General features: G+C 68.0%; 17 protein-coding genes. 10 read left to right on the top strand and 7 right to left on the bottom strand.

The annotated features are described in order from the left end of the window. Nucleotides 1-39: 39 nt before the first annotated feature. The 3 genes from ABZ656_RS02785 (at nucleotide 40) to ABZ656_RS02795 (ending at nucleotide 3,167) form a co-directional block, all read left to right on the top strand. Nucleotides 40-1,122 (top strand): inositol-3-phosphate synthase, encoded by a 1,083-nt coding sequence (locus ABZ656_RS02785; protein ID WP_101399067.1) that lies wholly within the window; start codon nucleotides 40-42, stop codon nucleotides 1,120-1,122. Nucleotides 1,123-1,246: 124 nt separating this feature from the next. Continuing rightward, nucleotides 1,247-2,509 (top strand): MFS transporter, encoded by a 1,263-nt coding sequence (locus tag ABZ656_RS02790; RefSeq protein WP_360263844.1) that lies wholly within the window; start codon nucleotides 1,247-1,249, stop codon nucleotides 2,507-2,509. Between the two features lie 112 nt (nucleotides 2,510-2,621). After that, entirely contained in the window at nucleotides 2,622-3,167 is a 546-nt protein-coding gene (locus ABZ656_RS02795; protein WP_360263847.1) for a hypothetical protein, read from the top strand. A gap of 125 nt (nucleotides 3,168-3,292) precedes the next feature. Here the strand turns inward: ABZ656_RS02795 and ABZ656_RS02800 are convergent, their stop codons facing one another. Then, a complete protein-coding gene (locus ABZ656_RS02800) occupies nucleotides 3,293-4,759 on the bottom strand; it encodes a CCA tRNA nucleotidyltransferase (RefSeq protein WP_360263850.1) in 1,467 nt (488 codons plus the stop codon). 222 nt (nucleotides 4,760-4,981) lie between these two features. Here ABZ656_RS02800 and ABZ656_RS02805 point away from each other — a divergent pair, with 222 nt between their 5' ends. The 7 genes from ABZ656_RS02805 to trxA all read left to right on the top strand — a co-directional run bounded on the left by ABZ656_RS02805 (nucleotide 4,982) and on the right by trxA (nucleotide 14,836). Beyond that, nucleotides 4,982-7,426: a DUF6049 family protein gene (locus ABZ656_RS02805; RefSeq protein ID WP_360263853.1), complete on the top strand. Its 2,445-nt coding sequence runs from the start codon at nucleotides 4,982-4,984 to the stop codon at nucleotides 7,424-7,426. A 46-nt stretch (nucleotides 7,427-7,472) separates the two neighbouring features. Beyond that, nucleotides 7,473-9,764, top strand: coding sequence for a murein biosynthesis integral membrane protein MurJ (gene murJ / locus ABZ656_RS02810; protein WP_101399077.1), 2,292 nt, complete (start codon nucleotides 7,473-7,475; stop codon nucleotides 9,762-9,764). 118 nt (nucleotides 9,765-9,882) lie between these two features. Next, nucleotides 9,883-11,598, top strand: a complete 1,716-nt coding sequence (locus ABZ656_RS02815; protein WP_360263857.1) for a protein kinase family protein — start codon at nucleotides 9,883-9,885, stop codon at nucleotides 11,596-11,598. Nucleotides 11,599-11,623: 25 nt separating this feature from the next. After that, the gene (sigM, locus tag ABZ656_RS02820; RefSeq protein ID WP_360263860.1) at nucleotides 11,624-12,355 is read left to right on the top strand and encodes an RNA polymerase sigma factor SigM; all 732 of its coding nucleotides are present in this window, start codon (nucleotides 11,624-11,626) and stop codon (nucleotides 12,353-12,355) included. Then, nucleotides 12,352-13,296, top strand: coding sequence for a hypothetical protein (locus ABZ656_RS02825; RefSeq protein WP_360263863.1), 945 nt, complete (start codon nucleotides 12,352-12,354; stop codon nucleotides 13,294-13,296). The genes sigM and ABZ656_RS02825 overlap by 4 nt, the downstream gene beginning before the upstream one ends. Nucleotides 13,297-13,480: 184 nt before the next feature. Beyond that, nucleotides 13,481-14,443 carry a thioredoxin-disulfide reductase gene (gene trxB, locus ABZ656_RS02830; RefSeq protein ID WP_360263866.1) on the top strand — a complete coding sequence of 321 codons (963 nt, stop codon included), beginning with the start codon at nucleotides 13,481-13,483 and terminating at the stop codon, nucleotides 14,441-14,443. Between the two features lie 42 nt (nucleotides 14,444-14,485). Further along, nucleotides 14,486-14,836: a thioredoxin gene (gene trxA, locus ABZ656_RS02835; protein ID WP_054236436.1), complete on the top strand. Its 351-nt coding sequence runs from the start codon at nucleotides 14,486-14,488 to the stop codon at nucleotides 14,834-14,836. Between the two features lie 117 nt (nucleotides 14,837-14,953). Here trxA and ABZ656_RS02840 read toward each other — a convergent pair whose 3' ends face one another. The 6 genes from ABZ656_RS02840 to yidC form a co-directional block, all read right to left on the bottom strand. Next, nucleotides 14,954-15,571 carry a GNAT family N-acetyltransferase gene (locus ABZ656_RS02840; RefSeq protein WP_054236435.1) on the bottom strand — a complete coding sequence of 206 codons (618 nt, stop codon included), beginning with the start codon at nucleotides 15,569-15,571 and terminating at the stop codon, nucleotides 14,954-14,956. Between the two features lie 325 nt (nucleotides 15,572-15,896). Continuing rightward, a complete protein-coding gene (locus ABZ656_RS02845) occupies nucleotides 15,897-16,991 on the bottom strand; it encodes a ParB/RepB/Spo0J family partition protein (RefSeq protein ID WP_101399087.1) in 1,095 nt (364 codons plus the stop codon). Next, the gene (locus ABZ656_RS02850; protein WP_075031515.1) at nucleotides 16,988-18,061 is read right to left on the bottom strand and encodes a ParA family protein; all 1,074 of its coding nucleotides are present in this window, start codon (nucleotides 18,059-18,061) and stop codon (nucleotides 16,988-16,990) included. Before ABZ656_RS02850 ends, ABZ656_RS02845 begins: the two co-directional genes overlap by 4 nt. A gap of 339 nt (nucleotides 18,062-18,400) precedes the next feature. Next, nucleotides 18,401-19,117 (bottom strand): 16S rRNA (guanine(527)-N(7))-methyltransferase RsmG, encoded by a 717-nt coding sequence (gene rsmG, locus ABZ656_RS02855; RefSeq protein ID WP_168493562.1) that lies wholly within the window; start codon nucleotides 19,115-19,117, stop codon nucleotides 18,401-18,403. A 147-nt stretch (nucleotides 19,118-19,264) separates the two neighbouring features. Further along, entirely contained in the window at nucleotides 19,265-19,774 is a 510-nt protein-coding gene (locus ABZ656_RS02860) for a R3H domain-containing nucleic acid-binding protein (protein WP_067376675.1), read from the bottom strand. A 15-nt stretch (nucleotides 19,775-19,789) separates the two neighbouring features. Beyond that, on the bottom strand, nucleotides 19,790-21,082 hold the full coding sequence (yidC, locus tag ABZ656_RS02865) for a membrane protein insertase YidC (protein ID WP_101399091.1): 1,293 nt from the start codon (nucleotides 21,080-21,082) through the stop codon (nucleotides 19,790-19,792). Nucleotides 21,083-21,084: the final 2 nt, after the last annotated feature.

Here is a 21,084-nt window from a genome sequence, read left to right on the forward strand (position 1 = left end):
AGTCGGGGCTTCACCTCGTACACACAGGGAGCAACCGGAATGGGTTCGGTTCGCGTAGCCATCGTCGGCGTGGGCAACTGCGCCGCCTCGCTGGTGCAGGGCGTCGAGTACTACAAGGACGCCGACCCGGCGGCCAAGGTCCCGGGTCTGATGCACGTCCAGTTCGGCGACTACCACGTCGGTGACGTCGAGTTCGTCGCCGCCTTCGACGTCGACGCGAAGAAGGTCGGCCTCGACCTCTCCGACGCCATCGGTGCCAGCGAGAACAACACCATCAAGATCTGCGACGTCCCGAACAAGGGCGTCACGGTCCAGCGCGGCCACACCCTCGACGGTCTCGGCAAGTACTACCGCATGACCATCGAGGAGTCCGCCGAGACGCCGGTCGACGTCGTCCAGATCCTCAAGGACAAGCAGGTCGACGTCCTCGTCTGCTACCTGCCCGTCGGTTCCGAGGACGCGGCGAAGTTCTACGCCCAGTGCGCCATCGACGCCAAGGTCGCCTTCGTCAACGCTCTCCCGGTCTTCATCGCCGGCACCAAGGAGTGGGCGGACAAGTTCACCGAGGCGGGCGTCCCGATCGTCGGCGACGACATCAAGTCGCAGGTCGGCGCCACCATCACGCACCGTGTGATGGCGAAGCTGTTCGAGGACCGCGGTGTCCGTCTTGAGCGCACGATGCAGCTCAACGTGGGCGGCAACATGGACTTCAAGAACATGCTGGAGCGCGACCGCCTCGAGTCGAAGAAGATCTCGAAGACGCAGGCCGTCACCTCGCAGATCCCCGACCGCGACCTGGGCGAGAAGAACGTCCACATCGGTCCCTCGGACTACGTGGCCTGGCTCGACGACCGCAAGTGGGCGTACGTCCGTCTCGAGGGCCGCGCCTTCGGTGACGTCCCGCTGAACCTGGAGTACAAGCTCGAGGTCTGGGACTCCCCGAACTCCGCGGGTGTCATCATCGACGCCCTGCGCGCCGCGAAGATCGCCAAGGACCGCGGCATCGGCGGCCCGATCCTGTCGGCGTCCTCGTACTTCATGAAGTCCCCGCCGGTCCAGTACTTCGACGACGAGGCCTTCGCCAACGTCGAGAAGTTCATCAAGGGCGAGGTCGAGCGCTAACGAGACAGGCCTCCGAGCGCCGGCGAGACACGGCGCGGAGCGCCGAGGGGCTTTTCGCTCCTGCCCGTCGAGGGTCCCTGGGTCTTTGACTCGGGGACCCTCCTCGTATGTGAGGCTGTGCCCCATGGCTGTCGTGCGTGACCTGCGCGTCCTCCTGCACTTCCAGGGCTTCAGACGCCTGCTCGGTGTCCGGTTGCTGTCCCAGGGCGCCGACGGCGTCTACCAGGTCGCGCTCGCCACGTACGTCGTCTTCTCACCGGAGAAGCAGACCTCAGCGGCCTCGATCGCCTCCGCGATGGCGGTACTGCTCCTGCCGTACTCCCTGGTCGGCCCTTTCGCCGGAGTCCTGCTGGACCGCTGGCGGCGGCGCCAGGTCCTCCTGTACGGCAATCTGCTGCGGACCGCGCTGGCCTGTGTGACGGCCGTGCTGATGCTGAGCCAGGTCCCCGACTGGCTCTTCTACGCCTCCGCGCTGTGCGTCACCGCGGTCAACCGGTTCGTCCTCGCAGGGCTCTCGGCCGCCCTGCCCCGCGTCGTCGACTCCCACCGACTGGTCATGGCCAACGCCCTGTCGCCCACCGCCGGAACACTCGCCGCGACCGCGGGCGGCGGTCTCGCGTTCGTCGTACGACTGGTCGCCTCGGACTCGGACGCGGCGGTCGTCCTTCTCGGCGCGGCCCTCTACCTGTGCGCGGCACTCGCCTCACTGCGCATGGCACCGGAACTGCTCGGCCCCGACCAGGAGTTGGTGCATCCGAGCTTGCGCACGGCGCTCACCGGCACCGCGCGCGGCCTCGCGGCCGGTGTGCGCCATCTCGCCGAGCCCGCGCGGCGGGAGGCGGCCTGGGCGCTCCTGTCGATGACCCTGATGCGCTTCTGTTACGGCGCCCTCACCGTCATGGTGCTGATGCTGTGCCGGTACGCCTGGTCGTCCGGCTCCGACGGCGGGATCGCCCTGCTGGGCCTGGCGGTGGGCATCTCCGGGGCGGGCTTCTTCGTCGCGGCCGTGGTGACGCCTTGGGCGGTGGGACGACTGGGCCCCGGCGGCTGGATCGCCGCGTGCGCGGCCACAGCGGCGGTCCTGGAACCCGCGCTCGGCCTCCCCTTCGAGGCGGCGCCCATGCTGGCCGCCGCCTTCGTTCTCGGCCTGACCACACAGGGCGCGAAGATCGCCACCGACACGATCGTGCAGTCCTCGGTCGACGACGGCTACCGCGGCCGGATCTTCTCCGTCTACGACGTCCTGTTCAACGTCGCCTTCGTCGGCGCGGCCGCAGTAGCCGCCCTGATGCTGCCTCCTGACGGGCGTTCAGCTCTCCTCGTCGTCACGCTGGCCGCGCTCTACGCGGCAATTGCTGTTGCTATGGCCCGCTTTGAGATGCAGTAAGTGTCACATCAGGGCCACAGAGCCTCTCTGGGCTACTGCGTTGTCAGTCGGTCCCGATAACTTACGTGCGTCTTATTCACGCCACGCGCTTACGTTCCAGGGGGACCCCTAAGTGACTACTCCGCCGCCCCAGGGCCAGAACCCGTTCGCCCAGGGCCAGCAGCCCTACGGACAGCCGCCCCAGGGCCAGGCTCCGTACGGACCGCCGCCGCAGGGGCAGGCGCCCTACGGACAGCAGCCGCCACAGGGTTACCCGCAGCAGCCGGGGTACCCCCAGCAGCCCGGCCAGCCCGGCTTCCCGCAGCAGGGAACGATTCCCTACGCTCCGGTCGCACCGCAGCGGCCGAAGCGCGGCGTCAAGTGGTACCTGCGCATCGTCGTCGTGGTCTGTGCCCTCGTAGCTGCGGGCATCGGCTACATAACGAGCCGCCACGACCCCGACACCGCCAAGGTCGGCGACTGCATGAGCATCAGCAACCCGAACAACTCCACGGACCCCGGCCTCAAGGTCGTGGACTGCACCAGCTCCAAGGCCAAGTACAAGGTCGCCGAGAAGAAGAGCGACAACTCCGGCTGCGACCGGACCAAGTACGCCGAGTACACCGAGACCGGTAAGGACGACTTCACCCTCTGCCTGTCGGAATACTCCGCCAAGTAAGCGGCTCAGCCATGCTCGAAGGGGCGGTGTTTCACGTGAAACACCGCCCCTCGGCGTTCTCCGGTACAGACCCCGGGGTCATGTTTCACGTGAAACATGACCCCCCACGGCCCGTTCTGTGAGCCTCAGCCCTGCTCGGCCCACCACTCCTTGAGTGCCGTCACGGCCGCGTCGTGCTCCATCGGCCCGTTCTCCAGCCTCAGCTCCAGCATGTACTTGTACGCCTGGCCGATCGCCGGGCCGGGGCCGACGCCCAGGATCTCCATGATCTGGTTGCCGTCGAGGTCGGGACGGATCGCGTCCAGTTCCTCCTGCTCCTGGAGCTCGGCGATGCGCTTCTCCAGGCCGTCATACGCCTGAGAGAGCGCTGTCGCCTTGCGCTTGTTGCGCGTAGTGCAGTCGGAGCGGGTCAGCTTGTGGAGGCGGTCGAGGAGCGGACCCGCGTCACGTACATAGCGACGGACCGCGGAGTCCGTCCACTCGCCGGTGCCGTATCCATGAAAACGCAGATGAAGTTCGACCAGACGCGAGACGTCCTTCACGAGGTCGTTCGAGTACTTGAGCGCCGTCATCCGCTTCTTGGTCATCTTCGCGCCCACCATCTCGTGGTGATGGAAGGAGACCCGCCCGTCCTTCTCGAAGCGCCGCGTCCTCGGCTTGCCGATGTCGTGAAGCAGCGCGGCGAGCCGGAGCGTCAGGTCCGGACCATTCTCTTCGAGCGCCATGGCCTGTTCCAGGACGATCAGCGTGTGGTCGTAGACGTCCTTGTGCCGGTGGTGCTCATCACGCTCCAGCCGCAGCGCGGGAAGCTCCGGCAGCACATGGTCGGCGAGACCGGTGTCCACGAGCAGCGTCAGACCCTTGCGCGGGTGAGCGGAGAGGATCAGCTTGTTCAGCTCGTCCCGCACCCGCTCCGCCGAGACGATCTCGATGCGCCCGGCCATGTCCGTCATCGCGGCGACGACGTCGGGGGCCACCTCGAAGTCGAGCTGCGCGGCGAACCGCGCGGCCCGCATCATCCGCAGCGGATCGTCGGAGAAGGACTCCTCGGGCGTACCCGGAGTGCGCAGCGCCCGCGCGGACAGATCGTCCAGACCGCCGTACGGATCGATGAACGCCTTCTCCGGCAGCGCCACGGCCATCGCGTTCACGGTGAAGTCACGGCGCACGAGATCTTCCTCGATCGAGTCGCCGTAGGACACCTCGGGCTTGCGCGAGGTCCGGTCGTACGCCTCGGAGCGGTACGTCGTGATCTCGATCTGGAAGGACTGCTGCACGTCGTCCACGCGAGCTTCCTTCTGCGCGCCGACGGTGCCGAAGGCGATCCCGACCTCCCAGACGGCATCCGCCCAGGGCCGCATGATCTTCAGTACGTCATCCGGGCGAGCGTCGGTCGTGAAGTCCAGATCATTGCCGAGCCGGCCAAGGAGCGCGTCCCGGACCGAGCCACCGACCAGGGCGAGTGAGAACCCCGCCTCCTGGAAACGGCGGGCGAGGTCGTCGGCGACAGGGGACACCCGCAGCAATTCACTCACCGCGCGGCGCTGCACCTGACTCAGGGCACTGGGGTTGTCTTCGTTGGCGTTCGGCACAACAGAAAAGGGTACGTGGCCGAGGCACTCGCGGGCGCCTCCATAAAACGTGCACAGCCATCCCCTTCTCATGGGGGGATCAATACTTACGCATACAGGACACTCGACCCTGTCTCCTGATCTTGTGAAGCGGTCCGCGGCACTTACCCTCAGCGCGCATCGTTACCATGCGTGGACGCACATTCCGACGACCACTGACAATGACGAGGGACGGGCGAGCGCGTGGCCGAGGCGGCAGACTTCCAGGGGATGAGTCCCTCACCTGCCCGCCGGTGGCTGCGGCGCACCGGCACACTGCTGGCCGGTGCGCCCCTGCTGGCGGGCGTGCTCCAGCTGCCCGCTTCCCCGGCCGCACACGCCGCTCAGACGGCCGCTGTGGCCGATGCCACCGGGTCCGGCACGGTGGACGTCTCCCTCGACTCACTGACCCCCAGCGCGCCCACGGACGGCGACACGATCACCGTCTCCGGTTCGGTCACCAACAAGGGCAAGCAGACGGTCACGGGCGCACACGTGGGCCTCCGGGTGGGCCCGACCCTCCAGGGCCGGGTCGCCATCGACGACGCGGAGCAGCGCACCGGGTTCCAGCTGGGTCCGGACCCCCTGGAGGTCGGCGGCAAATACGTCGAGAAGTTCTCCAAGCTCGCCGCGGGCGTCTCGCAGCACTTCAGCATCTCGGTGCCCGTCAAGGACCTGAACCTCGACTCCGACGGCGTGTACCAGCTCGGCGTCTCCCTCACCGGCCAGACCGCCGCGCAGCCGTGGGACCAGGTGCTCGGCATCGAGCGGACGTTCCTGCCCTGGCAGCCCGCCGGCGCCGACACGAAGACGAAGACGACGTACCTCTGGCCGCTGATCTCGACGGTCCACCTGCGGGCGGAGACCGGCTCGGACGCGCAGCAGACGCCCGTCTTCCAGAACGACGACCTGGCCAAGGAGATCTCCCCCGGCGGCCGCCTGGACCAGCTCCTGTCCCTGGGCAGCGACCTCGACGTCACCTGGGTCCTCGACCCGGACCTGCTGGCCTCCGTCGATGCCATGACGCGCAGCTACCAGATCAAGAACGGCGACACCACGACGGCAGGCAAGAACCAGGCCGTCGCCAAGGCGTGGCTCGACAAGCTCGAGAAGACCGTCGCGGACAAGGAAAAGGAAGTCGTCGCTCTCCCCTTCGCCGACCCCGACCTCGCGTCGCTGGCGCACAACGGCAAGGACGTCACGGGCTCCCTGAGCCACCTCAAGGACGCCACGGACGTGGCCTCCAGCACGGTGCAGACGATCCTCCATGTGAAGCCGAACACGGACTTCGCCTGGCCCGCCGAGGGCGCCGTCGATCCGTCGATCGTCAAGGTCGCCACCTCCGCCGGTGCCGACAAGGTGATCGCCCGCAGCGACAGCCTGCGCGAGACCGGCGGGCTGACCTACACGCCCACCGCCGCCCGCCCCATCGGGGGCGGCACGACGGCGGTGGTCGCGGACTCCAGGCTGTCGACCGCGTTCGAGGGCGACATGGCGAAGGCCGACAACTCGACGCTCGCCGTGCAGGAATTCCTGGCCCAGAGCCTGATGGTCGATCTGCAGGAGCCGAGCAGGCAGCGGAGCATCGTCGTCGCCCCGCAGCGCACGCCTTCCGTGAGCCAGGCCCAGACCATGGCGACGGCGGTGAGGGCCCTCCAGGGCGGGAACTGGTCCGACTCCCAGAACCTCTCCGCGGCGGCCAAGGCCAAGCCGGACCCGAGCGCCACGACGAAGGTGCCCCCGGCGTCCTCGTACCCCTCCTCGCTGCGCAAGCAGGAGCTGCCGCGGTCGGCCTTCGAGCAGATCCAGCGCACGCAGGGCATGCTCGACAACTTCAAGGTCATCCTCACCGACAAGTCCCGCGTGGTCACCCCCTTCGGTCGGGCCATAGACCGGGGGATGTCGACGTCCTGGCGCGGCCGTGCCGACCAGGCGGCGACCTTCCGCGAAGGCGTCGAGTCCTACCTCGACGACCTCACCGGTCTCGTCAGGCTGATCGACAAGTCCGACGCGAAGCTGTCGGGCCGCAGCGCCACGATCCCCGTGACGGTGCAGAACAACCTCGTACAAGGCGTCCACCACCTGGTGCTGCGTCTCACCTCACAGCAGCCGACCCGGCTCAAGATCGGCGACGACGCCTTCGACGAGCGGCCGATCCAGGTCGCGGGCGAGCACAGCCAGTCGGTGAAGTTCACCACCTCCGCCAAGGCCAACGGTCCGGTGACGGTCGTCGCGCAGTTGTTCACGGACGACGGCCAGGCGTACGGTCCCCCCGTCAAGTTCGAAGTGAAGGTCACCGAGATCACTCCCACGGTGATGCTGGTGATCGGCGGTGGCGTCCTGCTGCTCGTGCTCGCCGGATTCCGGATGTACACCCAGCGCAAGCGCGCGGCAGCCCGCCAGGCCGAGGAAGAGCAGGAGGACAGCCCCGACACCGAGGGCGGGGCCGAGGCCCTGAACGGCGTGAACAAGGACGCCGAGGGCGCCGTAGACACTACTGAGGACACCGAGCGCTCCAAGGACGGTCCCGACGGGGAGTCCACGACGGAGTCCGGGGCAGACGACCCGGAGCACCCGAGTGACCCGACACCGGACACCGCACCGGAAAGCACCGACCCGTCCGGCACGGGTGAGAGAGTGGACCGTTGAGCGATGTCGTGGCCGGTGGGCCCGGGGACGATGAGGTGGGGTAACCATGAACGCGCCGTACGACGGTGACCGCGGCCAGGGCGCGGGCAACTCGGGCTACCCCGAGGGCTACCCGGACCAGGCCGCGGGCGGCTCGGGCTACCCGGACCGGGGCATGGCCGACGCCGGCTACCCCGAGGGGTACCCGGAGGGGCCACCGGCCGACCCCGCCCAGCAGCTGCAGGGGCAGTACCAGGACATGTACTTCCAGGACGCCTACACCCAGGACCCGTACCGGGCGCAGGACCTCGCCGCCCAGGATCCGGTGACCGAGGCGCTCTACGACCGGGCGGCACACCCCCCGCCGCCCCCGGGCTCCTACTACCCGCAGCAGCCGCTCTACGCCCAGCCGCCCACCTCGCAATACACCCCCGACCCCCGTGTGTGGGCCCAGACGCCCCCGCCGGAGCCCGCGGGCCCGACGCGGCACCTCCCCTACGGCGAGGACGCCCGCACGACCCAGTTCGTCGGCGTGGACGACCTCGTGACCCAGGCCGGCGAGCAGCAGCACGAGCCTGACGCCTTCGCCCACCTCTTCCGCGACCAGGGCCAGGCAGGCACCCGTACGTCCGTCGCCGCGCCCGGTGTACCGTCGCCGGCCCACGAGCCGGCTCCGGCCGCCCCGCAGACCCCCGCGCCCGAACCGGCGCCCGCCGCGAAGAAGTCCGGCGGACGCGCGTCGGGCCTGCTGAAGTCGAGCGCGGTGATGGCGGCGGGCACGCTGGTGTCCCGGCTCACCGGCTTCATCCGCTCCGCGCTGATCGTCTCGGCCCTCGGCGTCGGCCTCCTCGGCGACACCTTCCAGGTTGCGTACCAGCTTCCGACGATGATCTACATCCTGACCGTCGGCGGTGGCCTCAACTCCGTCTTCGTACCGCAGCTCGTGCGTGCCATGAAGGAGGACGACGACGGCGGCGAGGCCTACGCCAACCGGCTGCTCACCGTCGTGATGGTGGCCCTCGGCGCACTGACCGCGCTTGGCATCCTCGCCGCGCCTCTCCTGATCCGGCTGCTGTCGAACCCGGTCGCCAGCGACCCGGCGGCCAACCAGGTCGGCATCACCTTCGTCCGCTACTTCCTGCCCTCGATCTTCTTCATGGGCATCCACGTGGTGATGGGCCAGATCCTCAACGCGCGCGGCAAGTTCGGCGCGATGATGTGGACCCCGGTCCTCAACAACATCGTCATCATCGTGACGCTCGGCATGTTCATCTGGGTGTACGGCTCTGCGGCGAGCTCCGGCATGAAGGTCACGACCATCCCGCCGGAGGGCGAGCGGCTCCTCGGCGTCGGTGTTCTGCTCGGCCTCGTCGTCCAGTCCCTCGCGATGATCCCGTACCTGCGGGAGACCGGATTCCGACTGCGACTGCGCTTCGACTGGAAGGGCCACGGGCTGGGCAAGGCGGCGATGCTCGCCAAGTGGACCGTGCTCTTCGTCCTCGCCAACCAGGCCGGCGCGATCGTGGTCTCGCAGTTGTCCACCGCAGCCGGCAAGGACTCACCCGTCGACGGCACCGGCTTCGCGGCCTACGCCAACGCCCAGCTCATCTGGGGCCTGCCACAGGCCATCATCACCGTGTCCCTGATGGCCGCCCTGCTGCCGCGCCTCGCACGCTCGGCCCACGAGGGCGACGCCGGAGCCGTCCGCGACGACATCTCCCAGGGTCTGCGCACCACGGCCGTGGCGATCGTGCCCGTCTCCTTCGGCTTCGTCTCGCTCGGCATCCCGATGTGCACCCTGATCTTCGGTTCCTCGGGCACCAGCGAAGCCACGAACATGGGCTACATGCTGATGGCCTTCGGCCTCGGCCTGATCCCCTACTCCGTGCAGTACGTCGTCCTGCGTGCCTTCTACGCGTACGAGGACACCCGCACGCCCTTCTACAACACGGTCATCGTGGCCGCCGTCAACGCCGGCGCCTCGGCACTCTGCTACTTCGCTCTGCCCTCCCGCTGGGCCGTGGCAGGCATGGCGGCCTCATACGGTCTCGCCTACGCGATCGGCGTCGGTGTCGCCTGGAGCCGGCTGCGCAAGCGGCTCGGCGGGGACCTGGACGGCAATCGCGTCCTGCGGACGTACGCCCGTCTCGGCATCGCCTCGGTGCCCGCAGCCCTGCTGAGCGGCGCGGCCTGCTACGGCATCGGCCACACCCTCGGACAGGGCGTCGGGGGATCCCTGGCAGCCCTCCTCGCGGGCGGCATCGCCCTGCTCGGCGTCTTCTACGTCGCCGCGCGGAAGATGCGCATCGAAGAACTCAACTCAATGGTCGGAATGGTCCGCGGGCGCCTGGGGCGCTGAGGCGGGGGTACGCGCACAACCATCGTCCGTCGCCGTGTGTCGTGCATAGCGCCGGACTGTGGGCACAATTGGTTTCTGCGTCGGACAGCGCGCAACGAATGGGGAGGCGGGAACGACGGTGGCGGAACGGAGCACGGCTGCCGTCGACGTGGCAGACAACAGCGGCGACGAGCCGCTGACCGCCAAGGCGGGCCAGTCCACGTCCGACGGGGTGGCCCAGAACCGGGAGCGGGAGACGGACAGCGAAGAGGCACAGGGGAGCGGCGGGACCGAGAGTCCCGGAAAGGCCTCACCGCCCGAACTGCACAGTGGTCACAAACTCGCCGGGCGTTACCGCCTCGAGGAGTGTGTCACCCGTCTGGACGGTTTCAGCAGTTGGCGTGCGGTGGACGAGAAACTCCGCCGCGCCGTCGGTGTGCATCTCCTGCCCGCCGACCATCCACGGGCCCGCTCCGTACTGGCGGCGGCCCGTTCCTCGGCCCTGCTGGGCGATCCCCGGTTCGTCCAGGTCCTGGACGCGGTCGAGGAGAACGACCTCGTCTATGTAGTGCACGAATGGCTGCCGGACGCCACGGAGCTGACCGCGCTGCTGGCCTCGGGCCCGCTGGAGGTGCACGAGGCCTACCAGATGGTCAGCCAGGTCTCCCAGGCCATGGCCGCCGCGCACCGTGAGGGCCTCGCGCATCTGCGGCTGACGCCCAGCGCCGTGCTGCGCACCTCGACCGGCCAGTGGCGTATCCGTGGGCTCGCCGTGAATGCCGCGCTGCGCGGCATCAGCTCGGACACCCCGCAGCGCACCGACACGGAGGCGATCGGGGCGCTCCTCTACGCCACGCTCACCCAGCGCTGGCCCTACGACAACGACGCCTACGGTCTGTCCGGGCTGCCCAAGGGGGTCGGCCTGATCGCCCCCGACCAGGTACGCGCCGGCGTCCACCGCGGCCTGTCGGAGCTCGCCATGCGCGCGCTCGCCAACGACGGCGCGACCGCCTCCCGCCACGAGACTCCGTGCACCACGCCGGAGGAACTGGTGAAGGCGATCGCCGAGATGCCCCGCATCCGCCCGCCGGAGCCCACGTTCACGGCCCCGCCGGAGTACCAGCGCACCTCGTACCAGCAGGGCTACGGCCGCCCCGCGCCCCACATGGGCGCCACGCAGCCCGTACCGGCCCCGCCGCCCCCGCTGCAGAGCCGCACCGGCAAGGCCCTCAAGTGGGCCGTGTCGGCCCTCCTGATCGCCGCCCTGGGCCTCGGCAGCTGGCAGCTCGCGGATGCCCTGATGGACCACAAGAAGTCCGACGACACGCAGAAGACCAAGACGACGGACGGCAACGGCAAGGGCACCGACAAGACCAAGCCGGCCGCGCCGATCGCCATCAAGGGCGCGCAGGAGTACGTCGCGAAGGGTGACGCCCAGGCGCCCAGGGACGTGGACAAGACGTACGACGGCGACAGCTCGACGTATTGGCGGAGCAAGAGCTTCGTGGACGGTCCGGAGATGAAGCCGGCCTTCAAGCCCGGCGTCGGCATCGTCTACGACCTCGGTGCGCAGCAGACCGTCACAGCGGCTTCGATAGGGCTCCGGTACCCCGGTGATCACACGACGATCACCCTCTATGGGACTGACTCGATGAGTCCCTCGACGTCGGTGGATTCGATGACGAAGATCGGGACCATCACGACGACCGGCACCAGCGCGAAGATCACGGTCAGCAAGAAGGCGAAGACCCAGTACGTGCTGCTCTGGATCACGGCAATGCCCTACGCGTCCGGTGATCAGTACAGCGGCGCCGGCTACAAGCAAGCCATCACGGACGTGAAGTTCACCGGCTGACGTTCGTCGACGAAGGGGGGGTCCGATGGCCGATGAAACCGAATACGGCGACGCAAGCGATCAGGACCTCCTCGCCCGTCACGTAGCGGGCGACCTCGAGGCCTTCGGCGAGATCGTGCGGCGTCATCGCGACCGGCTCTGGGCAGTCGCCCTGCGGACGCTGGGAGACCGCGAGGAGGCCGCTGACGCCGTCCAGGACGCACTGGTCTCCGCCTACCGGGCCGCTCACACCTTCCGCGGCCAGTCGGCCGTCACGACCTGGCTGCACCGCATCACGGTGAACGCCTGTCTGGACCGCGCCCGCAAAGCCGCGTCCAGGAAGACGTCTCCCGTCGAGGACACCGAACGCCTGGAACAGCTCCTCGAACCGCACGAGTCCGCCTCCGCCCCGGCCGAGCGCAACGATCTGCACCGCGAGCTGCTGACGGCACTGAGTACGCTCCCGGCCGACCAGCGCGCCGCTCTCGTCCTGGTGGACATGCAGGGCTACCCAGTGGCGGAGGCAGCCCGCGTCCTCGATGTACCCGTCGGCACGGTGAAGAGCCGTTGCGCAAGGGGCAGAGCCAGACTGCTCCCGCTGCTCGCCCATCTCCGTGCGGACGACGGAAGCGGCGGGGGCGGCAACAAGTCGGGCGGCGGAAGGAACCGGACGTCGGGGGCATCCGTCCCACCGGCAGCGGGACCGCACGATGCAGGCCCACGCGATGCAGGACCAAGCGATTCAGCTGCTGTGAAGGGCGGAGGTGGGCGAGCGTGACATCCACGACGGATATGGCCGGGCACCCGGATGTCGCGGAGATCTCCGACCTCTCCGAGGGGCTGCTCCCGGCTTCCCGCACCGCGGACGTACGGCGACACCTCGACGAGTGCGTGCTCTGCGCCGACGTGTACGACTCCCTGGAGGAGATCCGGGGGCTGCTCGGCACTCTGCCGGGACCCACGCGCATGCCCGATGATGTGGCCGGCCGTATCGATGCCGCCCTTGCCGCGGAAGCTCTGCTGAGTGCCACGGCGCCCGACCGCGAAGCGGCCGAGGACGACCGCGCGAGTGTTTCACGTGAAACATCGGTCGCCGGTGTTTCACACACCTCGGGCGAACCGAGCCCTGCTTCCCTGACGGACCGTCCCTCGGGACGTCCCCACGCTGCCACCGGCCCCGGCCGCTCGCGTCGGGGCCGCCGTGGGCGCCGCAGGGTGGTCGTTCTCGGCACCGTGTTCACGGCCGCCGCTCTCGGGCTGGGCGCGATCCTCGTGCAGTCGCTGGGCGACGGCTCCGGCAAGAGCCCACAGACGGTGACGCAGCAGGGAGCGAAGGACACTTTTTCCGAGGGGGAGCTGAAGACTCAGGTGGCGGATCTCCTCGCGAAGAACAGGAACGCGACCACCCCCTCCGCCAGCCCGAAGCATCCCTGGGGAGTCCAGTCCAACGACGCGGGCAACGGGTCCGCCGGGGTCGACACCTTGATCACACCGACCGTGCAGGTCCCCGACTGCATTCAGAAGGGGACCGGGAGCAGCGCAGCGATCCTCGCGGCGCAACAAGGCACGTACAAGGGGACGACGGTGTATCTCGTGGTAGTGCCGGACGCCTCCGACAGCACGAAGGTAACGGCGTACATCGTCGAAGCCGCGTGCGTAAAGCAGGCTTCGGCGTCCCCTGGCAAGCTCCTGCTGACGCACTCGTACGCCCGTTCCTGAGCGCCTCCGCCTCGACCGGCCGCCTCCCCAGTAACCCCATGGCATCTCTGTGCGGTGTCTCGTCTCCGCGTGCCCGGACACACAGGGAATGCAAGCCCCTTAGGATCCGTTGGGTGGGGTGAGAGTTCTGAGAGAGGCTCCCACCGGTAGTACGTAGCAGTCTCCAGAGACGAGGAATCAAGCCGTGAGCGACGTCCGTAACGTGATCATCATCGGATCCGGGCCTGCCGGCTACACGGCAGCGCTCTACACCGCGCGCGCGTCGCTGAAGCCGCTGGTCTTCGAAGGCGCCGTCACCGCCGGTGGTGCGCTGATGAACACCACGGAGGTGGAGAACTTCCCCGGTTTCCAGGACGGCATCATGGGCCCCGAGCTCATGGACAACATGCGCGCCCAGGCCGAGCGCTTCGGTGCTGAGCTGATCCCGGACGACGTCGTCGCCGTCGACCTGACGAGCGAGATCAAGACCGTCACGGACACCGCGGGCACCGTGCACCGTGCCAAGGCCGTCATCGTCACGACGGGCTCGCAGCACCGCAAGCTCGGTCTGCCCAACGAGGACGCCCTCTCCGGACGCGGCGTCTCGTGGTGCGCGACCTGTGACGGCTTCTTCTTCAAGGACCAGGACATCGCCGTGATCGGCGGTGGCGACACCGCGATGGAGGAAGCCACCTTCCTCTCCCGCTTCGCCAAGTCCGTGACGATCGTGCACCGCCGTGACACCCTGCGCGCCTCCAAGGCGATGCAGGAGCGTGCCTTCGCCGACCCGAAGATCAACTTCGTCTGGGACAGTGAGATCGCCTCGATCGAGGGCGACCCCAAGCTTGCCGGCCTGAAGCTGCGCAACCTCAAGACCGGTGAGATCTCCGACCTGGGGGTGACCGGCCTGTTCATCGCGATCGGCCACGACCCGCGCACCGAGCTCTTCAAGGGCCAGCTCGATCTGGACGAGGAGGGCTACCTCGAGGTCGAGGCGCCTTCGACCCGGACGAACCTGACCGGTGTCTTCGGCGCCGGTGATGTCGTCGACCACACGTACCGCCAGGCGATCACCGCAGCCGGCACCGGCTGCTCCGCCGCCCTCGACGCCGAGCGCTACCTCGCTGCCCTCGCGGACAGCGAGACCGCCGCGGCTGCCACCGTCTGACCCCCGTCCGCCCCACCGCACCAACCAGTTAAGGAGCCCGCCGTGGCCGGCACCCTGAAGAATGTGACCGACGACTCTTTCGAGCAGGACGTCCTCAAGAGCGACAAGCCCGTCCTGGTGGACTTCTGGGCCGCCTGGTGCGGTCCGTGCCGCCAGATCGCGCCGTCCCTCGAGGCGATCGCCGCGGAGTACGGCGACCAGATCGAGGTCGTCAAGCTCAACATCGATGAGAACCCGGGTACTGCTGCCAAGTACGGGGTCATGTCCATCCCGACCCTGAACGTCTACCAGGGTGGCGAGGTCGCCAAGACCATCGTGGGTGCGAAGCCGAAGGCCGCGATCGTCCGCGACCTGGAGGACTTCATCACCGAGGGCGCCGAGAAGACCGTCTGACCGGAAGCGCCGTCCTACAACGGCGGCGATGTTTCACGTGAAACGCGAATGGGCCAGCCCGGAAGGGCTGGCCCATTCGCGTGACGGAGGGGGGCGCGTCGGCAGGCAGCACCACGGCTACAGAGGACGAAGCGCCGGTTCCTTCTGTACCGCTCCCAGGAGGCGGTCCAGAGCCAACTCCACATCTTCCTTCCAGGAGAGCGTCGTCCGCAGCTCCAGCCTCAGGCGGGGGTACCTGGGGTGGGGGCGTACCGTCTTGAAGCCGACCGCGAGGAGATGGTCGGCGGGGAGCACACAGGCCGGTTCCTTCCACCGTGCGTCCCCGAAAGCCTCGATCGCCTTGAAGCCTCGCCGCAGCAGATCCTTGGCGACCGTCTGGACCATCACCCGGCCGAGTCCCTGTCCCTGATAGCCCGGCATGATGAAGGCGGTCATCAGCTGGACGGCGTCCGGTGAGACCGGGCTCGTGGGGAACGCCGTGGAGCGGGGTACATAGGCGGGGGGTGCGTACAGCACGAAGCCCACCGGTACGTCGTCCACGTAGACGACGCGGCCGCAGGATCCCCACTCCAGCAGGACGGCGGAGATCCACGCCTCCTTCTCGAGTTCGGGCCTTCCCGCCTTTACCGCGGCTTCCCCACTGACGGGATCCAGTTCCCAAAAGACACACGCGCGACAGCGCTTGGGAAGGTCCGGAAGGTTGTCCAGCGTGAGCGGTACGAGCCGGCGCCCCATGAAGGATGTTCCTCGCTTCCTTCGCCCGCAGCGTCGCGAGCGGCTGTCAGAGCGCTTCGCTCCCTGAGCAGGCTGCCGATGAAGCCACCGACCGCCCCCAGTCCCAGGCCCGCGGTCACGAGTCCGGTACGGCTCACGGTTTGCATGGCCCCCGCCTCCCCGATGAAGGTGCCGCCAGGTGGATGCGCCATACCTGATCGCATCGTATCCACGATGCGATTGCATCGATACTGCCTGAAAGCAAAGAGCAGGCCGTGTTCCGGTACACACCGGACACGGCCCGCTCTTGTGGTCGGCCACGGGGACCGCCCCGTCGCCGGGCGACTCAGGCCTCTGTGTCCTCGGAGTCGTCGTCCAGGAGGCTCCTCTGGAGAACTCCTCCCTCACCCGGGGCGAGAGAGCTGAGGATCCGCTCGAGGTCGTCCATCGAGGCGAACTCGACCGTGATCTTTCCCTTCTTCTGCCCCAGGTCGACCTTCACGCGGGTCTCGAAGCGGTCCGAGAGGCGGGTGGCGAGATCGCTCAGCGCCGGGGAGAGCCGGGTGCCGGCCCGCGGTCCCTTGGAGCGCGAAGCGGTCTGGGGGCGCGATCCCATGAGGGTGACGATCTCCTCGACGGCCCGCACCGACAGTCCCTCGGCCACGATGCGGTGGGCCAGTCGGTCCTGTTCCTCCGAGTCCGCGACGGAGAGCAGTGCCCGGGCATGACCTGCGGAGAGCACTCCGGCGGCGACACGACGCTGAACCGAGGGCGAGAGCTTCAGCAGCCGCAGGGTGTTGGAGACCTGCGGGCGCGAGCGGCCGATACGGTCCGCCAGCTGGTCGTGCGTGCAGTTGAAGTCCTGGAGCAGCTGGTCGTAGGCGGCCGCCTCTTCCAGCGGGTTCAGCTGGGCCCGATGCAGGTTCTCCAGCAGCGCGTCCAGGAGAAGCTTTTCGTCCTCCGTGGCCCGCACGATCGCAGGAATGGCCTCAAGCCCCGCCTCACGGCAGGCACGGAAGCGCCGCTCACCCATGATGAGCTCGTAGCGTGCCGGACCCACCTGCCGCACGACGACCGGCTGGAGAAGCCCGACCTCCTTGATGGAGGTAACCAGCTCGGCAAGAGCATCCTCGTCGAACACCTCACGGGGCTGACGTGGGTTGGGGGTGATGTAGTCGAGGGGCAGTTCAGCGAAGTGAGCGCCGACAGGCGCGGAGGCCACCTCCGGGGTTCCGAACGCCGACGACTCCTCTGTTTCATGTGAAACAGGCGGCAGTGTGGTCACCTTCGCCGCAGCCACACCGCGCTCCGCCGTGAGCACGGGTACAGCAGCCGACGAGGCGGATGATCCGCCTGCCGGCGAGGGAACCGTCTTCTCTGTCGGAGCCGCGGGGATCAGTGCGCCGAGGCCCCGCCCCAGCCCTCGTCGTCGCTCACTCACTGGATCCCCTCCACCATGTTCTGACTGTTCTGTACGCCCACATGGGCGTTCTGCGCGTCGTACGCCACTCCGACTCCGCGGAGGGCGATTTCTCGTGCAGCCTCAAGATACGAGAGGGCGCCGCTAGACCCTGGATCGTAGGTCAGCACCGTCTGGCCGTAGCTCGGGGCCTCGGAGATACGGACCGAGCGAGGAATGCTCGTCCGCAGCACCTCGTCACCGAAGTGGCTGCGCACCTCGTCCGCGACCTGGGACGCGAGGCGCGTCCGGCCGTCGTACATGGTGAGCAGGATCGTCGAGACATGGAGGTTGGGGTTGAGATGCCCTCGCACCAGGTCGACGTTACGCAGAAGCTGGCCCAGGCCTTCCAGCGCGTAGTACTCACACTGGATAGGAATGAGGACCTCCGCACCGGCGACCAGCGCGTTGACCGTGAGGAGGCCGAGCGACGGTGGGCAGTCGATGAGGATGTAGTCCAGCGGCTGCTCGTACGCCTGAATCGCTCGTTCCAGCCGGCTCTCCCGTGCCACGAGGGACACCAGCTCGATCTCCGCACCGGCGAGATCGATCGTGGCAGGCGCACAGAAGAGGCCCTCGACATCGGGGACCGGCTGGACGACTTCGGAGAGCGGTTTACTGTCGATCAGCACGTCGTAGATGGAAGGCACTTCGGCGTGGTGGTCGATACCCAGCGCGGTGGAGGCGTTGCCCTGAGGGTCGAGGTCGATCACCAGGACACGGCCGCCATGCAGGGCAAGCGAGGCGGCAAGGTTGACCGTGGTCGTGGTCTTGCCCACCCCACCCTTCTGGTTGGCGACCACCATGACGCGGGTCTGTTCGGGCCGTGGCAGGCCCTCACCGGCGCGACCCAGCGCCTCCACCGCCAGTTGGGCAGCACGACCAATAGGAGTGTCGTCCATTGGGGGCGGTGTTTCACGTGAAACATCCTCCCCCATCGACTCGGTACGGGGACCGGGGACCGGATCGGTCATCGGTCCCGCGATGTTGGCGTCGGACCGCAAGGATTCACTCTCCTCGACTTCAGGCTCGCAATGAACAGAGCCTCCCATGTCTTCGGGGTCGTGAACCAGCGAGGCCCGTTCTTCTGTGGAGAAATCCACCTCTGTGGACAACTCCGCACCCTCCGCGAGTGAACCGAGAGGCTTCCGGTCGCGGGGTTCGGCCGCGGCGCGGCCGCGACTGATGATGCCGTGCAGCAGTGAGCGACGTTTCACGTGAAACACGATGCCTAGCGGCCGGGGCCATCGCGGCGCGACACTCCGAGATGCGTAGGTTTGGCAGCTTGTGTGGAGTACGGCTCGTCGTCAGGACGGATCAGTCAGAGTGACAAAGAACTCCCGGCTCCACCCTGCAGAACCGGGAGTCCACGATCCATTTCGCGCTCGGGATCAGCGCCGTCGGCGCGTCCGCCCCGTCCGGGCCGCCTTCGCCCTCTTCGCGGCGAAGCGCACGCCGCCTGGGCTCTCCCCGACCTCCACCCGCACCACGGTCGACAGCGGGTCCACAATGCCCTCGCCGACGTGCAGGATGGACGTCTCCACGGCGCCGAGCTTACTGAGGGCCGTCGCGGCGCTCTTCAGCTCCTCCTCAGCGGTGTCGCCCTTGAGAGCCAGCATCTCGCCGTACGGGCGGAGAAGGGGGATGCCCCACGTCGCCAGCCGGTCCAGTGGAGCGACGGCCCGGGCCGTCACCACGTGGACGGCCGGCAGCTTGCCCATGACCTCCTCGGCCCGGCCACGCACGACGGTCACATGGTGGAGGCCGAGGAGCTCGACGACCTCGGTGAGAAAGTTGGTCCGCCGCAGCAGCGGTTCCAGCAGAGTGATCTTGATGTCTTCCCGGACCAGGGCCAGCGGGATGCCGGGCAGCCCCGCGCCGGAGCCGACGTCGCACACGGTCACGCCCTCGGGCACGACCTCGGAGAGCACCGCGCAGTTCAGCAGGTGCCGCTCCCACAGCCGGGGCACCTCGCGGGGGCCGATCAGCCCTCGCTGCACCCCCGTCTCGGCCAACAGCTCCGCGTACCGGACCGCGTCTGCGAAGCGATCGCCGAATACCTCGCGCGCCTGCTCGGGCGCAGGGGGAAGCTCCGCTGCCTCCGTCACGGGGACCGTCCTTCCGTACCGCATAAGCGCGCTGAGCGCTGACCACCAGGGCTATCAGGGATTACCAGGAACTACGAGGGACTATCAGGCTGACAAAGTTCGGCCCCGCCTGCTCAACAGACGGGGCCGAAGGAACCTTCGTACCGATCAGGCGGGAAGCACGACGACGAAGCGCTGCGGCTCCTCGCCCTCGGACTCACTGCGCAGACCCGCGGCCTTGACCGCGTCGTGGACGACCTTGCGCTCGAAGGGCGTCATCGGCTTCATCTTCACCGGCTCGCCGGAGCTCTTCACCTCGGCCGCGGCCTTGGCGCCCAGCTCGGAGAGCTCCTCGCGCTTCTTGGCCCGGTAGCCCGCGATGTCCAGCATCAGACGACTGCGGTCCCCGGTTTCCCGGTGAACGGCCAGGCGCGTGAGCTCCTGGAGGGCCTCGAGCACCTCGCCGTCGCGACCGACCAGCTTCTGCAGGTCACGGCTGCCGGCGTCGCTGATGATCGAGACAGCGGCGCGGTCGGCCTCGACGTCCATGTCGATGTCGCCGTCGAGATCGGCGATGTCCAGCAGACCCTCGAGGTAGTCCGCCGCGATCTCGCCTTCCTGCTCAAGGCGGGTCAGGGTGTCGCCCTCAGCGGCGGCGGAGGTGGTGCCTTCCGTCACGGGATGGACTCCTTCTTACTTCTTGGACGGGGACTTGGGCCGCTGCGGACCCTTGCGCTGTCCGGACTGGGCTTTGCTGCGGGTACCGGTGCCCGGCGTGTTGCCGCCGCCTGCCGGTTTGGGGGCGGGCTTGGCGTCCTGCGGCTCGTCGGACTTGGTCAGCGAGGTCTTCGGCTCGGGCTCACCCGCCGCCTTCGCCCCACCGGCCGCCGTGCCCGACTGGCGCTGGGACTTGGACTGGCGCTTCGGCTGCTGACGCTTGGGAGCGCCGCCGGAGATGGTCGTGGTGCCGTCCTCGGCCTCGACAGCCACCTCGGCCTGACCCTTCACCACGGTGCCGTCGGCCTGGGCCACCAGGCCCACCTTGGTCAGGCTGTTGATGAACTTGCGCTCGAACTCGTTGCGGTCGCGGCCCTTGGAGACGATCGCCTTGACGATCGCCTTCTCACCACGGCTGCGCGTCTTCTCGTGGTGCGTGACGTGCTTCTGCAGGCGCTCGAGGTACGCGGCCTGAGCCTTGGAACCCGGGGTCGGGTTGTTGCGGATGACGTACATCTGCTGGCCCATGGTCCACACGTTGGTGGTCAGCCAGTAGACGAGGACACCGACCGGGAAGTTGATGCCGAAGACGGCGAACATGACCGGGAAGACGTACATCAGCATCTTCTGCTGCTGCATGAAGGGCGTCTTCACCGTGGTGTCGACGTTCTTCGTCATCAGCTGGCGCTGCGTGTAGAACTGCGACGCCGACATCATCACGATCATGATCGCGGTGACGACCCGGACATCGGTCAGCGAGGCACCGAGCGCCTCGACCTTGGCCTGGCCGTCCGTGAACTTCGCGGCCAGCGGGGCGCCGAAGATGTGCGCCTTACGAGCGCTGGCCAGCAGCGATTCGTTGATGACACCGATCGTCGAGCCGGTCGCGATGCCGTTGAGCACGTGGTACAGAGCAAAGAAGAACGGCGACTGCGCCAGGATGGGAAGGCACGAGGAGAGCGGGTTGGTGCCCGACTCCTTGTACAGCTTCATCATCTCTTCGGACTGGCGCTGCTTGTCGTTCTTGTAGCGCTCCTGGATCTTCTTCATCTCGGGCTGCAGCGTCTGCATGGCCCGGGTGGCCTTGATCTGCTTCACGAAGAGCGGGATCAGGCAGATACGGATCAGGATCACCAGGGACACGATGGACAGGCCCCAGGCCCAGCCCGTATCGGGACCGAAGATCTTCCCGTACACAGAGTGGAACTGGACGATGACCCAGGAAACGGGTGTCGTGATGAAGCTGAAAAGACTGGCAATCGTGTCCACTA

The sequence above is a fragment of the Streptomyces sp. NPDC007095 genome, assembly GCF_040634475.1.
GTDB lineage: Bacteria > Actinomycetota > Actinomycetes > Streptomycetales > Streptomycetaceae > Streptomyces.